Origin of the sequence: Pseudoalteromonas sp. P1-7a, assembly GCF_001401855.1 — a bacterium.
Lineage (GTDB): Bacteria > Pseudomonadota > Gammaproteobacteria > Enterobacterales > Alteromonadaceae > Pseudoalteromonas.
In genome coordinates this window covers 33377-50256 of the sequence record NZ_LKDU01000008.1, presented here as the reverse complement: position 1 = coordinate 50256, position 16880 = coordinate 33377, and the positions used below count along the sequence as shown (strand labels likewise).

Below are 16880 nucleotides of genomic sequence, written 5' to 3'. Positions count from 1 at the left end.
TTTTTATTATTAACCTAGCTCATGGGTTTCAACGCTATCACTGTATTTAAGCTGCCACTGCGCACGAAGCGTATCCATTATGTGCATTACCCGCAGGCTGGTACTCAGTGGTAATACATTGCTTTGTGTTTGTTGTTGTAAAATACATTCGCTAACGTGAGCAATTTCAAATTTAAAGTTTTCATCGTCATTAAAGCTAAAATCAAAATGCTGCACTTGTTGTGCGTTTAAATGAAGCTCTAACGACTGCGCACCGACAAAGTCAGCAATGCGAATATATCCGTGCTCCCCTAAAACACAGGCTTCGGTAGGGCCACTTTGTTGTAATGCGCTACTAAGCTGTGCAAATTGCCCTTGGCCGTAATTTATAAGGGTTACACTGCGCTCATCTACGCCAGTTGTGCTTTTATGTACTAATGATTTAATTTGCTCAGGGGCTTTATTAAATACCACATCGGCAATTGATATAGGGTAAATACCTAAATCAAGCAATGCGCCACCTGCGGTCGCTGGGTTCATTAAGCGGTGCGAGTCAGCAAAGTTGCCCGCTAAGCTAAAGTTGGCATTCACACTGTGTACTTTGCCTATTACGCCCTCGCTTAATAGCTGCTGCAGTTTTACTATGGCAGGTAAAAAGCGCATCCATACACCTTCCATTAAAAAGCAGTTTTGGTGCTCGGCTAACTGGCTAAGGGTAGTGAGTTGCTGTGCATTAACCGTAATGGGTTTTTCGCTGAGTACATGCTTATTGTGCATTAAGCATTGCGCAATGGTTTTAAAGTGTTGCTCGTGGGTATTGGCAATATAAATGGCGTCAATGTGTGGGCATTGCATAAGAGTTTGATAGCTCTCATAGCCTTTAATACAATAGTGTGTGGCAAATTCATTTGCGCGCTGCTCGCTTGTAGATGCTGCGCCAATAAGCTGAGCATTGGCGCAATGCGTAATGCTTTTAGCAAAGGTGTGAGCAATATTGCCACACCCAATAATACCCCAATTAACCTTTGCCATGCTTATTCCTTAATGATGTTTAAAAAGACGTAATTTGTAATCCTGAACCTGCTGAACATACGTAAATGTCGGCATTTAAGTTAAAGCGTTCAAAGTAGTGCTGTTCAACCGCTGCTTTAATAAGGGGGACTTCTGCATCACGGCATAAACATACAATCGCACCGCCAAAGCCGCCGCCGGTCATACGTACTGCACCGCGTTCGCCCATGGCTTCTTTACAAATTTCGACTAGGCCGTCGGTCGCTGGCACGGTTACTTCAAAGTAATGTTTAAGCGATTGGTGCGATGCCGCCATTAGCTCGCGCAGCGTATCAATGTCGTTATTTTGCAGCGCTTTAGTTGCTGCAATTACACGCTCATTTTCGCTAATTACGTGGTGTGCACGTTTGTACTCGTTTTCGCTTAATGCATCTTTTGTTGCTTCAAGCGTAGCCATAGTGGCTTTACGAAGTGTAGCTACGTTCATTTTTGCAGCTGCTTGCTCACAGTCAACACGACGTTGGTTGTATTCGCTATCTACTAACTTACGTGGGTAGTTAGAGTTAACAATAACAATGTTTAAATCATCCGGTACTTTTACAGACTCAGTGGCTAGGTTTTCACAGTCAATTAAAAGAGCATGACCGTTTTCGCCTTTTGCCGAAATAAGCTGATCCATAATGCCCGATTGGCAATGCATAAAGTCGTTTTCGGCCTCTTGGCCTAGTAATGCAATTTTTTCTTCGCTTAAACCTAGTTGTGCAATATGGTTAAACATACCACCAATGGCTACTTCTAATGCGGCCGATGACGATAAACCACTGCCTTGTGGTAAGTTACTGTCAATAAGTAAATCGGCGCCACGTAAAGTGTGGCCTGCACGCTTTAATACAAATGCCACGGCACGAATATAGTTGCCCCATTGCGATTGTCCTTCACTGATGTCTTCATCAACACTAAAGCTGTCTTTTTCGCCTGGGTAATTTAACGAATGCACGGTAATTATGTTGTCGTCGCGCTCTTTAAACATAACTTGAGTACGAAACTCTAACGAGCACGGAAATACAAAGCCGTCATTGTAATCGGTAAATTCGCCAATGAGGTTTACACGCCCAGGTGCAGCAGCAATACCTTGAGCAGGCGCACCGTACAGTGATAAAAAGTGTTGTTTAAAATCGTTAAGCGTCATCTGTGTGTCCTGCTGTTTTTTTGTAGTGTGTGGTACTGGCTGCTTGTAAAATAGAGGCAGCTGTTTCTGCGCTTAAATCGCGCTGGCTTTCGCCTAGCATTTCGTAGCCAACCATGTGTTTTTTCACGGTAGCAGAGCGAAGTAGCGGCGGGTAAAAATGAGCATGTAAGCGCCAATGTTGCTCATCTGAGCCTCGATTAGCGGGGGCATTGTGCCACCCCATAGAATACGGGAAGCTACAATTAAATACGTTGTCGTATTTAGTCGTTAATACTTTTAGTGCCTGTGCTAGGGCGTCTGTTTGCGCATCGTTTAGCTGGCTAAAGTTTTGAATGTTATCTTTAGTTACAAGCAGTGTTTCAAACGGCCATGCTGCCCAAAATGGCACTACAACAAGCCAGTGCTCGTTTTCAAATACGACGCGAGTTTTATCTGCTTGCTCTTTTTGCACGTAATCGGCAAGCATTGCGCTGCCATGCTTTTTATAATAAGCAAGCTGCTGGGTATCTTCGGCTTCTATTTCGGTTGATAAGTGCGAGTGAGCCCATACTTGGCCATGGGGGTGAGGTTGCGAGCAACCCATTATCTCGCCTTTATTTTCAAATACCTGAACACATTCATAGTGCTGTGCAAGTTCTGTGTAGTTGTCTTTCCAGGTTTTTACGACTTCGTGTAAGGCACCGTGCTCAAGCTCTGGCAGCGTTTTATTATGTTCTGGCGAAAAACAAATAACACGGCATTCGCCACTTGCTTCATCAGCAATAAATAAATCGCTGTCTGACGCTAAGCTTTGCGTTTGCTCGCTTTCATTAGGTGTCAGAGCGCCAAAGTCATTTTTAAATACATGGGTGTATTTGTAATCTGGATTGCTATCGCCATTTGCACGGGTGTTACCTGGGCAAAGTGGGCAGCTTTCATCGTGTTTTGGCAGTACGCTTTCGTTTACTGCTTCTGTTGCGCCTAACCACGGGCGATTATTACGATGCGGTGATACTAATACCCAACGCCCCGTTAGCGGGTTTTTACGTCTGTGAGTACTTTCTAATAAAGCCATGTTAACTCTCCAACCCACTTGGGTAATTAGTTTGCCAGCGCCATGTATCGTTTGTCATGTCGCTTAGTGTTAGTTCTGCGTGCCAGTTAAGTGTGGTTTGCGCTTTTGTGGCATCGGCGTAATTACAGGCAATATCGCCTGCACGGCGCGGTGCAATTTTATAAGGAATATCTTTATTGGCTGATGCGCTAAAAGCGTTGATCATATCAAGTACTGAATAACCTTGCCCTGTGCCTAGGTTATAGGCATGAAAGGCAGTATCTGTTTTGTGCTGCATAAAGGCTGCTACATGGCCTTTAGCTAAATCTAAAACGTGAATATAGTCGCGCACGCCAGTGCCATCTTTAGTGTCGTAGTCGTCACCAAAAATATTAACCACTTCACGTTTGCCTACCGCAGTTTGGGCAATAAAAGGCATTAAATTATTTGGAATACCATTTGGGCTTTCGCCTAATAAACCGCTTGGGTGAGCACCTACTGGGTTAAAGTAACGAAGCGCTATACCCATAAATTTGCTGTTAGCCTTACATACGTCTTGCATGGCTTGTTCAACCATAACTTTGGTCCAACCGTAAGGGTTAGTAGCGCGTATAGGGTGCTTTTCATCAATAGGGAGGTAATCTGGCTCGCCATACACAGTGGCTGATGAGCTAAATATAATATGGTTTACGCCTACCTCTTGCATGTTTTGTAGCATGCTTAATGTGCCTGACACATTGTTTTGGTAATAACGCAGTGGTTGCTCGGTTGATTCACCTACCGCTTTAAGCGCTGCAAAGTGAAATACAGCCTCTGCCTTGCTGTGTTTAAGGGCAAGTTTAAACTGCTGCTCGTCTTGAATGTCACCTAAAATAAACTCAAAACGAGTACCGGTAATTTTTTCGAGTTGATCAAGCACACGGGGGCTTGCGTTAGATAAGTTGTCGTAAATAACCGGGGTAATGCCTGCCTCATGAAGGGCAATACATGTGTGGCTACCTATATAACCCATACCGCCTGTAACTAAAACTTTCATGTGTTTTCTCGAAAAGTGTATTTATATGATAAATACTACTATTAAGGTAATTTAAAAACAATAGTTATGATTGCTCGTTATTTCAAATAAACGCTTAAAATTCGCCCTAGCAAAGGCACAGTGCTATGCCTACTTAATAAAGGTGCCTAGGTTTATCAATTAATTCTATAAACTGATTCTACTGAGTCACTAATTATTAGTCGTTAAAAGGGGTGCTAATATAAACAAATAGCAGTGAGTTAATGCCTGTGTAATTTGGCATTAATGCAATGGGCTAGTCTTAATAGAGAAGGATTGATCAACATGAAAAAAACAATTTTATTAACCGGTGCCACCGACGGTATTGGCCTAGAGACCGCTAAAATGTTGTTAGCGCAAGGGCATACTGTATTATTGCACGGGCGCAACCAAGACAAGTTAAAGGCCGTACAAGCAAGCCTAAACGCTGATTACCCGCAAGCAAGCACAGCGACCTACATTGCTGATTTAAGCGATATGGCGCAAGTAAACACATTAGCTCAGTCAGTGTTAGCCGACTTACAAAACGCGAATAAAACACTCGATGTACTTATTAATAACGCCGGTGTATATAAATTGCCTAATATCACCACTGTAGATGGGCTAGATGCACGTTTTGCAGTTAATACGTTAGCGTCTTATTTACTTACTAAAGCGTTACTGCCTGTAATGAACACGCAATCACGTGTGGTTAACGTGTCATCGGCTGCACAAACCAGCGTTAACTTTGACTCGTTAGTGGGCAAAAAGCCACTGTCAGATAGCGCAGCTTACGCGCAAAGCAAATTGGCTATCACTATGTGGTCGCGTCACTTAGGTTTAGCACTTAAAGGTAACGGGCCATTAGTCGTTGCAGTAAATCCTAAGTCGTTACTAGGTAGTAAAATGGTAAAAGATGCCTACGGGCTTGCTGGTGGCGACTTAAAACTAGGCGCCGATATTTTTTGCCGCGCTGCATTAAGTGACGAATTTAAAGATGCCACTGGCCTTTATTTCGATAACGATGCAGAGCGCTTTGCACCGCCGCATCCAGATGCGCTCAACCCGGATAAAAATCAACAGTTAGTTGATACGTTAGATAGCCTGCTTACTCAGCTAAATGTTGATAGCTAGTGGGCTATTAATGCGAAAAATTTTACTCATGCCTAATAAGACCTAGTCGTTTTTTATAAAGCCGATATGTGCTTTAAATGTTTTACCCTTTGTTGATCGTCAAAGAGTTCACCTAACGGTGAACTCTTTTTTTTGTGCAATATTACTCTTGCTGTAAACGCTCGTATAACCAGTCTTTTAATTCTGAACGCTCATGCTTTAGCTGATTCATTTGCTCGTCGCTAATGGGCGCATCTTTAAGCTCTAAAGTGCGTATTTCTTTATCTAGCTTGTCGTATTTATCTGCCTTTTTGGCAAATTCTGTATCGTTTTTATTTAGCTCTGCAATGGTATTTAGGTACTGTGGAAAGTCATTGGTCAGTGAGTGGTCTTCGCCTAACATAGTCGCTCCTTAGTAGGATAAATGAGTTATTTAAGTGAATTACTACCTTTTCATTTATTACTCTGGGGTTTACACAACCATAAATCAACCACAGCAAACCTAAATGGGTATAGCGCAACGACTGGGTAGGGTTTGCCTTAATCCCTATTTTTAAAAAGGATGGGAGATACCTAAACACTATTATCAATATTATTTTGAAACTGATTGTTTATTTAGCCTTATTATCATTTGTAAAGCGGGTGTCTACAATGAAACTTCACTACATAATGACTTATCAACAGATAACAGAGGCAATACCCATGAAAGCAATGATAATTAATAATTTTGGTGGCACTGAAGAATTTGTAGCAACAGAGGTTGCAAAACCACAAGTAACAGCAGGTAATGTGTTAGTTCGTATAGCGGCAACAAGCGTAAATACAATTGATATGATGATTCGTCAAATGGGTGCTGACTTGCCCTTTGCTCCAGAATTACCGGGCATTTTAGGGATGGACTTTGCAGGCACCGTTGAAGCTGTTGGCGAAGGCGTAACAGACTTTGCAGTAGGTGATGAAGTATATGGTTGTGCTGGTGGCCTAGGCGATTTACCCGGTACACTTGCTGAGTTTATTCTTGCTGATAAGCGCTTAATCGCTCACAAACCTAAAAACCTAAGCATGAAAGAAGCAGCCGCTATTCCACTTGTAGGTATTACAGCACTTGAAGGCTTAACACGTGCAAGTGTAAATGCAGGGCAAAAAGTATTAGTGCACGGCGGCGCAGGTGGCGTAGGCCATTTAGCAGTACAACTAGCTAAGCATTTTGGCGCTGATGTTTACTCAACGGGCGGTAATGCAGAGCAACTAGCACTAATAGAAAGCTTTGGCGCTACAGGCATAAACTTTAAAGACGAAACCGTAGAGCAGTATGTTGAAAAGCACACTAATAATGCGGGCTTTGACATGGTGTTTGACACCGTAGGTGGCGGTAACCTGACTAACTCATTTGCTGCAGCAAAGCTAAATGCTCAGGTATCTACAACGCTCTCCTTATTAGAGGTGGATTTAAGCCCTGTACACTTTAAAGGGTTATCGTTAAACGTAATCTTTATGCTTATTCCAATGATCCACGACTTTAACCGTCAAGACCACGGCGACAAACTTACTAAACTTGCACAAATTGTTGAAGCAGGCGGTATGCGCCCTGTACTTGACGAACAAGACTTTAGTTTAGAAGACGCAGCTAAAGCGCATGACCGCTTAGCAAGTGGCCAAGCCATGGGTAAAGTTGTTATTTCTGTACAATAAATTATACCAATCCGCATAATTAAGTGATCTATTTTGAGGATGGAAAAGCGTGTTGATAGCAAGGCAAGAAATTCGCTATTTAGTTGTTCTAAATGAGAATTTTTTAACGCAGATAGCGACACGTTTAGCCCCTAAAAATGACTAAGTATTATTGCGGATTGGTATCATTAAGGCCGGCATACTCGCCGGCTTTTTCTTTTGCGCCGCCTGATTAACGTTCGTACACCCTTTTTTATAACTAAATATAAACAATAGTGCTTTTATTAATCGTATATAATTACGTTTTAAAATTAGTTGTTAATATTTTGGGGTCAAAGCAAGCGTTTATATGAAAATATTCACTAATAAATTTGCCAGTAAGGCTAAGCAATTTTATATCGGTATTGTGCTGGTAGGCTGTGTACTGTCTGCGATGGTTTATTATCAGGCAGAAACCATTAAGCGCACCTCATCGACCTTAATGGAACAACAAATTCCGGCGCTGCGCGATATTCGATTAATCGAAACCTACCTAGTAAAGCAAGAGCGCTTATTATATGAGTATTACGCAACGAGTAAGCGTGAACTTTATTTAATCGACTTTTTAGAAAACCATGTAAGTATACTTGCGCTAATAAAAAACCTAGATCACAACCACAGCACATTAGCGCTAGAAAGCAGCTTAAGTGATGAGTTTAAAAGTGGTTTAGACTTAGCACTTAAATTACACGAAAACCTATCAAGCAGCAGCACTAGTTGGGATTTAGCCAGAGAACAACTAGAGCAACTCACTGAACTGCAAGCCCAAGTGATGGGGCACTTAACAAATGCAGAAACGATTATTTCAAATGCAGTTGATAGCGGCTACACAGACACCGAAAGCAACCTGCACACCACAGTCAATATTGTGTTTTTGTTTACGTTTGCCATAGTGCTGGTAAGCATTTATACAGGGCGTTACGCATCTAAATTTATAAAACTTAGTACCCGTAACGAACGTTTAGCGCTATTTCCAACGCGCAACCCTAACCCAATTGTGAGTTTAAGCGCCAACCTTGAGCTTAACTACTGTAACCCTGCCGCTATTGCTATGCATAAAGCGTATGTAAGCGATAAACACAGCACGCCCATTGCATTACTAAGCCCTAATATAAAGCAGCAACTAATAGACACTAAGCAGTCGGCTAGTCATGTTGAGCGCTTTTATACACAGCTAGATAACCATTACCTCACTTACCAAATACATTGGCTGCAAGAAATAGATGCCTTTGATATACACATACGCGATGTAACAGAGCAATTTGAGGCAGAGCGCTCATTAGAGTATTTAGCCTTTCACCATCCGTATTCAAAGTTGCCTAACCAAGCCAGTTTAGAAACATACACCAATGAGCTAATTTCGCTTGAGCAACCTTTTAGTTTAATGCTGATTGATGTAAGCCACTTTAAGCTATTGCTTGAGCAATATGGTTTATCGGGGGCTAACGAGTGTATAAATGCCTTTGCTATGCACTTATCGCGCAGCGCTAATAAATTTTCTCAGCAGTTAAAAAGCAAAAACAAACTGACCTTCTACCACATTGCCGATGCTAACTTTGTGGTTATTTATACCGAGCAAGATTGCTCAACAACCCTAGATGACTTACTCAAAGGCGTACAAAGCCGTTTAAGCCAAGCTATTAGCACACCGTACGGTGAAATGCGTATGAGCTTTAACTGTGGTGTAACACGCTACCCAACCAGTAATGACTATGAAACGCTTCTATTGCACGCCAATATTGCCTTAGAAGAAGCGGTAAAACGTAATATTCCCTACGCTTATTTTGATACCGAAAGCGGAGTTAAGCATGCCCAGCAGCTGCATATTGCTCGGCGTCTTGATACCGCCATTGAAAAGCAGCAGTTTGAGCTTTATTTTCAGCCTAAAATGCACCTTAAATCGCAAACCATAAACAGCTGCGAATGTTTAATTAGGTGGTTTGATGATGGGAAGTTTGTCTCTCCGGCGCAGTTTATTCCTATTGCCGAACACAGCGGGTTTATATTGCCATTAGGCGAATGGATACTTGATAGTGCCTTTGCCCAAGCTAAAAAATGGCATCAGCAAAACTTAAATATCCGCTTGGCTATTAATATATCTGCAAGGCAATTTACACAGCAAGGCTTTGTGCAAAGCATAAAACAGCGGTTAGCGCATTTTAACGTGCCCGCGCATTTAATTGAGCTAGAAATTACCGAAACCGCCATTATGGACGATGAAGAGTTTGGTATTTCAGTACTGCAGGCGCTGAGTACACTGGGTATTAGCTTATCAATTGATGACTTTGGAACGGGCTATTCGTCGCTGGGTTACTTACAGCGTTTTCCAGTTAATAAATTAAAAATAGATCAGTCGTTTGTGCGCAATATGGCCACTGACACACGCGATCAGGCTTTAGTGTTGAGTATTTGCCAATTAGCTAAAAACTTAGGGCTCGATATTATCGCCGAAGGCGTAGAAGAGCATGCCCAACTTGAAAAACTAAAAGAGTATAACTGCGACCTAATTCAAGGGTACTTGTTAAGCCGGCCAATACCTGCAAACGAATTTGAAGTGTTTTTAGCTAAAGGCGTAAGTTTTTAAGGTGTTTTGCTAATGTATGTTGGGGAATTATTAGTGATAGAATAGGCATTATAAATGCTTATACTGCTCATTATACAAGCCACACATGTGAGCAAAGGGCACTCCATTTTAAATAAGGTCGTTGTGTAATGCTGTTGATGATCGACAACTACGATTCGTTTACTTATAACCTAGTACAATATTTTCAGCGCTTAAACCAAGAGGTGCTGGTAAAGCGTAATGACGAAATATCGGTTGCGCAAATTAAGCAACTTAACCCCAAGCATATTGTTATTTCTCCGGGGCCTTGTACGCCAAACGAAGCGGGTGTGTCACTCAATGTCGTTGAGCAACTAAAAGGCATTTACCCTATTTTGGGGATCTGCTTAGGGCATCAAACCATAGCGCAAGCGCTAGGAGGCAAGGTTATACGTGCTAAGCAAGTTATGCATGGTAAAACCTCACCTATTGTTCATAATAATAAAGGGGTATTTACCGGTTTAGAAAACCCGCTTACTGTGTGTCGTTATCACTCGCTGGTGGTCGAAAAACACAGTTTACCAAGTGAATTAGCCATTACTGCGTGGAGCCAAACCGAGCAAGGTGAGTTTGACGAAATTATGGGGCTACTTCACACAGAGCTTGCTCTTGAAGGCGTACAATTTCATCCTGAGGCTATTTTAACTACTCAAGGGCTCGAATTGCTTGCTAACTTTTTATCTCGCTTCTAACCTTACAGTAACCACCGAATGGTAACACTTTACTGAATGGACTTTATGACTGAACTTGCGTCGCAAAAGCGAATAGCCTCCATGCTTGACCAGCGTGCTCACGATTTGCTGCTTGGCCATAGCTTTGCACATCAACAAATTGGCTTTATTCATACGCTAGAAATTGATTATGGTGAACCCATAAAGCAGCGCACTTTATTAGAAGTAGAAGTTGCCGCACAGCATAAACGCCAGCAAAGTAGTACTGCGCATCACAAGTACCGAGCACAAGCGAGTAAACAACTTCATAAAGTAATTGAATCAGCCATATTTAAGCAATTAGAAGATATGGATGCTGTTATTCAAAACACCATAGGTATAGAAGATAACGTGGCCACCATGCTAGATATACTAGCGGCTAAGTCGGCAAGTGTGGGGCGTTTAGAGCCATTGGTAAATGATTCTAGCTGGCTTGGCCGTGAATTAGTGTCATTAGTAAACCTGCCTTACTATCGAAAACAACGAAGTAAAAGTACCTCAGTAAAAGTAGACAGCCCCGCACTTGCACTGCGTTATATTGGGCTTGATAACCTGCAATTAGTGATCCCCACTTTTGCTGTGCGCCACTGGATGCCACACAGTACCGAGCCATTTCCATTATTAAAGCGCCGCCTACGCGATGCTGCCATGGCTAATGCAATAGCGGCACAAAAAATTGCAGAGCTGAATGATGTAAACCCTATACATGCTTTTACACTGGGCATGCTAATAGATGTAGGGCGCATAGCTTTAGTGCGCTTGTACTTAAAAACGTTTGAACAGGTATGGCAACGCAAGGTGCAAATAGCACGCGAGGCACAACAAAAAGACTTACACACGGCCTTGATGGAATTAAAGCCCGATCCGTTATTTTTAACTACGTTGTTAAGCACTAAGTCGCTTGCGTTAAGTGCTAAAGTAATCCGCAAAATGGCTTTTAAGGCTTTACCGTTTAATCACGTGATGGCGCAACTTGCTCATGGTGTTGAGCAAAGTAGTGATGTTTTCCCCATGAGTGAGGTCATGCTAAAAGCGCGATGCTATTCGCAATACTTAAACCTAAAACAACATCAACTTATTGAGCAAGATGAAATACATGCGTGGTTTTCGTATCACGGCTTCACTAAAAATGAGCTAAAAGTCCTTGAAACAAGCAATTTTACCAACCTAGCTATTCAAATTGACTAAAAAGCAGCTTATTGGCTGGTCCTTATATCGGTAATTTGCGACTGGTGGCGGCAAATTTTCATTAACTATTGAATTTTTTGTTAATTTTTTTGCGACTATTCATTCATTAACATCTTCATAAGTACACCTTACTTTAAGCACTTAATGTCAGGCGCGACTCACTGCACAGGGGCATAACTCTTAAAAAGTGACATTTATTTTCTATGCAAATAGTTATTCACTATCTATGAAATAATATCCCAAGGCCTTTATTTTAAAGGCCTGCATGAAAGTTTTTAACGAGACAGCACCACAAATATCTGAAATAATGAGCGCCTGAAAATTGAACCACAAGGCAGTTTTACGCTCAACCTTTTGCTATTTAGTGCGTAAATATCTTGGTTACATTTATAACCAAACACCTATTTTGATGTTTTGTGTTGCTCACAATTAAGAGGAAAAAAAATGACAGTCAATCGCGAATTATTTGATCACGTAATGGTTCCTAACTACGCGCCTTCAAGCGTTATTCCTGTTCGAGGCGAAGGCTCTCGCGTATGGGATCAACAAGGTAAAGAATTTATCGACTTTGCCGGTGGTATTGCTGTTAACTGTCTGGGCCATTGCCACCCTGCATTAGTAGGTGCGTTAAAAGAGCAAGGCGAAAAAATTTGGCACCTATCAAATGTAATGACTAACGAGCCTGCGCTACGTTTAGCTAAAAAAATGGTCGATGCGACCTTTGCAGAAAAAGTTTACTTTGCAAACTCAGGCGCAGAAGCAAACGAAGCGGCACTTAAATTAGCACGTCGTTTTGCACTGGATAAATTTGGTGCTGAAAAATCACAAATTATCTCATTTAACAAAGGCTTTCACGGTCGTACTTTCTTTACCGTAACCGTAGGCGGCCAAGCTGCATACTCAGATGGTTTTGGTCCTAAGCCTGGCGATATCGTACATTGTGATTACAACGACCTAGCTGCATTTGAAGCGCTAATTAGCGACAAAACATGTGCAGTAATGATGGAGCCACTGCAAGGTGAAGGCGGTATTATTTCGCCAACTGACGAATTTGCACAAGGCGTTCGTGAACTATGTACTAAACACAATGCACTGCTTATTTTTGATGAAGTACAAACAGGTGTTGGCCGTACTGGTGAGCTATACGCATACCAAGGTTTAAACGTAGTGCCTGATATCTTAACATCAGCTAAAGCACTTGGCGGCGGTTTCCCAATTGGCGCTATGCTAACTACTACCGAGATTGCACAGCACTTAAAAGTAGGTACTCATGGTTCTACTTACGGTGGTAACCCTTTGGCATGTGCCGTAGCCGAAGCCGCATTTGACACTGTAAATACCCCTGAAGTACTAGCGGGCGTAAAAGAAAAAGCGGCATTATTTAACGAGCTTCTTAACGCGGTAAACGAAAAATACAATGTATTTAGCGAAATTCGTGGCCAAGGTTTATTAATTGGTGCAGCCGTTAACGAGCAATACAAAGGCCGTGCAAAAGAGTTTTTAGTAGCAGCTACCGAGCAAGGACTTATGTCGCTTGTAGCGGGTGCTGATGTAGTACGCTTTACGCCATCGTTAGTAATCACCGAAGCGGATATTCGCGAAGGTATGGTGCGTTTTGAAAAAGCAGTCGCAAGCGTAGTAAACGCTTAAACGCGTTAAACCACCTTATTAAGGGCAAGCCTGCTTGCCCTGCATATTCTATTTACCGTTATTGATAAGGGAGCAAGCGGACTCATGATGATCCTTCGCCCAATCCAGCAAAATGATTACGCAGCGTTATTAAAAATTGCCCACGAATCGGGCCATGGTTTTACATCTTTGCCGTTAAACGAAGAGTTACTGCAAAAGAAAATTGACCATTCTGTAAGTTCATTTGCTAAACAAACGTCACAACCTGGTGACGAAGGCTACCTGTTTGTTCTTGAAGATACCGAAACCGGTGAAGTAGTGGGTACTTCAGCTATTGAAGCTGCAGTAGGGCTTGATGATGCGTTTTATCATTACCACTTAAGTAAAGTGATTCATTCATCACGCACGCTCGATGTATACAAAGCGGTTGATATTTTAACCCTATGTAACGACTACACCGGCGCAACAGAACTATGTACCTTATTTTTGAAAGATGGATACCGTAAAAACTGTAACGGTAAACTTCTTTCAAAAGCGCGCTTTATGTTTATAAAACAACATGAGCAGCGTTTTGCACAAACAGTAATAGCAGAAATGCGTGGCGTGTCTGACGAAAATGGCAGCAGCCCGTTTTGGCAGTGGCTAGAAGAGCACTTTTTTTCAATGGACTTTCCAACCGCCGATTACCTAACAGGTATAGGCCAAAAAGTGTTTATTGCTGAGCTAATGCCAAAATACCCAATTTACGTAAACTTGCTAAGCAAAGATGCGCAAGCGGTGATTGGTAAAGTACACGACAACACGCGCCCAGCTATCGAGCTATTAAAAAATGAAGGGTTTACCTTCAACGGTTACGTGGATATTTTTGATGCGGGCCCAACAGTAGAAGCAAAAGTAGATAACATTGCCACAATTCGTAATGCGAAAGACTTTAAAGTAGAAATAGGCGAAGCGTCAGGCGATACCATGGTACTGCTCGCTAACGGCGAGTTAGAAAACTACCGTGCAACGGTTGCAGCGCTTAGCTTTGATGAGCGTGCAAGCAGCCTTATTTTATCGCAAGCAATAGCTGATGCCCTACAGCTTCAATCGGGCGACACCGTAAGCGCAACCCCAGTTTAATTAAGGAGAAAGTATAATGACTCATCCTGCACAATTTATTAATGGTCAGTGGTCACCAGGCCAAGGCAATGCATTTAATTCAGTAAATCCTGCAAATAACGACGTTATTTGGCAGGCATCTTCAGCGACTGCAGAGCAAGTAGATAGCGCGGTTAATGCAGCGCGCGAAGCATTTTACAGCTGGGCTGATAAAAGCTTTAACGAGCGCCTAGAGGTAGTAAAAACCTTTGCGGCAACCCTTAAAGAGCACAGCGAAGAGCTTGCTGTGGCGATTGCGCAAGAAACGGGTAAGCCGCTTTGGGAAACGCGTACAGAAGCGGGCGCTATGGTAGGTAAAATTGCCATTTCTGAAAAAGCATTTTTAGAGCGCACCGGCGACGTTGAAAACGCTATGCCAGTAGGGCGTGCGATGATCCGCCATAAACCACACGGTGTAGTGGCTGTATTTGGCCCATATAACTTCCCTGGGCACTTACCAAATGGCCACATTGTGCCAGCGCTTTTAGCCGGTAACACAGTCGTATTTAAGCCATCTGAGCTTACGCCAATGGTAGCAGAGCTTACCCTTAAACTTTGGGAAAAAGCGGGTTTACCTGCCGGTGTAATTAACCTTGTTCAAGGTGAAGTAGAAACAGGTAAAGCCCTTGCTGCGCATAAAGGCATAGATGGTTTATTCTTTACCGGTTCTTCGCGCACGGGTCATATTTTACATGAGCAGTTTGCAGGCCAGCCAGGTAAAATTTTAGCGCTTGAAATGGGTGGCAATAACCCACTAATTATTAAAGATGTGGCAGATACTAAAGCCGCGGTACACGATATTATTCAATCGGCGTTTATTTCAAGCGGCCAACGTTGTACCTGTGCACGTAAAGTATTTTTACCTAAAGGCCAACAAGGCGATGACATTTTAGCAAGCCTTATTACGGCTACTAAAGCCATTAAAGTAGGCAACTACGATGATGAAGATCAGCCATTTATGGGCTCTATGATCTCATCTGCGGCTGCAGCAGGCATGGTAAAAGCACAAAACGAGCTTGTTGAGCTTGGCGGTGAAGTACTAGTAGAGCTTGAGCACACAGCCAATACGGGCTTTGTAACACCGGGTATTATTGAGTGTTCAGCAATTAGTGACTTCCCCGATGAAGAGCACTTTGGCCCATTATTAAAAGTGTTCCGCTTTGATGACTTTGACCACGCAATTGATAAAGCAAACGATACCAGCTTTGGTTTATCAGCAGGTTTATTAAGCGACAGCGAAGCCGACTACAATCACTTTTTACGTCGTATTCGTGCCGGTATTGTTAACTGGAACCGCCCAATTACAGGTGCATCAAGTGCAGCCCCATTTGGTGGTATTGGCGCATCGGGTAACCACAGAGCCAGCGCATATTATGCAGCTGACTACTGTGCATACCCTGTTGCCTCGGTAGAACTTGAAAAAGTAACGATGCCAGCAACACTAAGCCCAGGCTTAAAAATAGATTAATTACTAGTCTATTTGTAGTTATAAAGAATGAGAAAAGCAGCTTAGGCTGCTTTTTTTGTATTGGTATCGTGCAAAGCTAGTAATTAGTGGCGCTTTCTGCTTAAATCTATGCAATTAGTTATTCAAAGGTGAAAATCACAATGGTTTTAGACAGGCAAGGGTACGATGACTTGATCATGTATCTAACTCAAAATTTAGCGTTATTTGAGAAGCCAGGCGAAATCAAACCCGGTGCGCCAACCGTTATGGAGCTCATAGAAGACGTTATAGCGCAAAACGTGATGCTAATTTGTGAACAGCATACCAATCTTAATACCGAGCAACGCAGCCAAATAGTGCGCGAGGTAGACGGTATTGTTTACGACTTACAAGAAGTACTAAGCAGCATAACCTCTCAGCCCGTTACGGTTGAACAGCACGCATTTATAGACGAGTTTGCTGGGCTTATTAAAAATCTATTTGATAACGCGGTCACACAAACCGCTTAACGTTACCCGTTAACACAGCGCAGTGCGACCTAATTGCTGCGCTCCTATTACTTCTCGCCTTATTAATAACACCACTAAATTTAATCTCAGCGTTCACGTATCGTTGCAGATTGTTATACAATCAATAAAACTTTTTTTAGAGATAATCACATGCAAGCAAATGTAAAATGGGTTGAAGGCGACACCTTTATTGGCCGTTCTAATTCTAATCACAATGTCGTTTTTGATGCTGGTAGCGATAGCGCTGCACCAAGCCCTATGGAAATGGTACTTATGTCGGTTGGCTGTTGCTCGTCGGTAGATGTTGTAAGTATTTTAAAAAAAGCCAAACAAGATTTTTCTGATGTGCAAGTACAACTAAGCTCTGAGCGCGCAGAAACAGCGCCGCGTGTATTTACTAAAATTAACTTACACTTTGTTGTTACAGGCAATAATGTGTCGGAAAAACACCTCGCGAGGGCGGTTTCTCTCTCTGCTGAAAAGTATTGTTCTGTTGCTTTAATGCTTGATAAAACAGTAGAAATTACCCACAGCCACGAAGTTGTGCAAGAACAGGTAAAATAACGCTTTTTCCGTGAGGAAAATTC

At 42.3% G+C, this 16880-nt stretch carries 15 protein-coding genes; 10 read left to right on the top strand and 5 right to left on the bottom strand.

The annotated features are described in order from the left end of the window. Positions 1-9 precede the first annotated feature (9 nt). From AN389_RS07490 to galE, 4 genes are read right to left on the bottom strand one after another with little or no spacing between them, the layout of a single operon-like run. Positions 10-1011: a Gfo/Idh/MocA family protein gene (locus AN389_RS07490; RefSeq protein WP_055019526.1), complete on the bottom strand. Its 1002-nt coding sequence runs from the start codon at positions 1009-1011 to the stop codon at positions 10-12. A gap of 19 nt (positions 1012-1030) precedes the next feature. After that, the gene (gene galK / locus AN389_RS07485; protein ID WP_055015611.1) at positions 1031-2179 is read right to left on the bottom strand and encodes a galactokinase; all 1149 of its coding nucleotides are present in this window, start codon (positions 2177-2179) and stop codon (positions 1031-1033) included. Next, positions 2169-3233 carry a UDP-glucose--hexose-1-phosphate uridylyltransferase gene (locus AN389_RS07480; RefSeq protein ID WP_055019525.1) on the bottom strand — a complete coding sequence of 355 codons (1065 nt, stop codon included), beginning with the start codon at positions 3231-3233 and terminating at the stop codon, positions 2169-2171. The genes galK and AN389_RS07480 overlap by 11 nt, the downstream gene beginning before the upstream one ends. Before the next feature lies 1 nt (position 3234). After that, entirely contained in the window at positions 3235-4248 is a 1014-nt protein-coding gene (gene galE / locus AN389_RS07475; protein WP_055015609.1) for a UDP-glucose 4-epimerase GalE, read from the bottom strand. Positions 4249-4551: 303 nt separating this feature from the next. Between galE and AN389_RS07470 the strand changes: the two genes are divergently transcribed. Next, positions 4552-5379: an SDR family NAD(P)-dependent oxidoreductase gene (locus tag AN389_RS07470; protein WP_055019524.1), complete on the top strand. Its 828-nt coding sequence runs from the start codon at positions 4552-4554 to the stop codon at positions 5377-5379. Positions 5380-5521: 142 nt separating this feature from the next. On the opposite strand, the gene AN389_RS07465 is transcribed toward AN389_RS07470, so the two are convergent. Beyond that, a complete protein-coding gene (locus AN389_RS07465; protein WP_055015607.1) occupies positions 5522-5761 on the bottom strand; it encodes a YdcH family protein in 240 nt (79 codons plus the stop codon). Between the two features lie 299 nt (positions 5762-6060). Here AN389_RS07465 and AN389_RS07460 point away from each other — a divergent pair, with 299 nt between their 5' ends. The 9 genes from AN389_RS07460 (at position 6061) to AN389_RS07420 (ending at position 16857) form a co-directional block, all read left to right on the top strand. Next, a complete protein-coding gene (locus tag AN389_RS07460; protein ID WP_055015606.1) occupies positions 6061-7050 on the top strand; it encodes a zinc-dependent alcohol dehydrogenase family protein in 990 nt (329 codons plus the stop codon). A gap of 328 nt (positions 7051-7378) precedes the next feature. Continuing rightward, positions 7379-9652: a bifunctional diguanylate cyclase/phosphodiesterase gene (locus AN389_RS07455; RefSeq protein WP_055019523.1), complete on the top strand. Its 2274-nt coding sequence runs from the start codon at positions 7379-7381 to the stop codon at positions 9650-9652. A 128-nt stretch (positions 9653-9780) separates the two neighbouring features. Beyond that, positions 9781-10362 carry an aminodeoxychorismate/anthranilate synthase component II gene (locus AN389_RS07450; protein ID WP_004588186.1) on the top strand — a complete coding sequence of 194 codons (582 nt, stop codon included), beginning with the start codon at positions 9781-9783 and terminating at the stop codon, positions 10360-10362. 45 nt (positions 10363-10407) lie between these two features. Further along, positions 10408-11568, top strand: a complete 1161-nt coding sequence (locus AN389_RS07445) for an HDOD domain-containing protein (RefSeq protein ID WP_055019522.1) — start codon at positions 10408-10410, stop codon at positions 11566-11568. Between the two features lie 444 nt (positions 11569-12012). Next, positions 12013-13218, top strand: a complete 1206-nt coding sequence (locus AN389_RS07440; RefSeq protein ID WP_055015602.1) for an aspartate aminotransferase family protein — start codon at positions 12013-12015, stop codon at positions 13216-13218. An 84-nt stretch (positions 13219-13302) separates the two neighbouring features. Further along, entirely contained in the window at positions 13303-14319 is a 1017-nt protein-coding gene (gene astA / locus AN389_RS07435; RefSeq protein WP_055015601.1) for an arginine N-succinyltransferase, read from the top strand. A 16-nt stretch (positions 14320-14335) separates the two neighbouring features. Beyond that, positions 14336-15805 (top strand): succinylglutamate-semialdehyde dehydrogenase, encoded by a 1470-nt coding sequence (astD, locus tag AN389_RS07430; protein WP_055019521.1) that lies wholly within the window; start codon positions 14336-14338, stop codon positions 15803-15805. Between the two features lie 140 nt (positions 15806-15945). After that, positions 15946-16293, top strand: a complete 348-nt coding sequence (locus tag AN389_RS07425; protein WP_055015599.1) for a DUF3802 family protein — start codon at positions 15946-15948, stop codon at positions 16291-16293. A 150-nt stretch (positions 16294-16443) separates the two neighbouring features. Further along, positions 16444-16857: an OsmC family protein gene (locus AN389_RS07420; RefSeq protein ID WP_004588192.1), complete on the top strand. Its 414-nt coding sequence runs from the start codon at positions 16444-16446 to the stop codon at positions 16855-16857. Positions 16858-16880 lie beyond the last annotated feature (23 nt).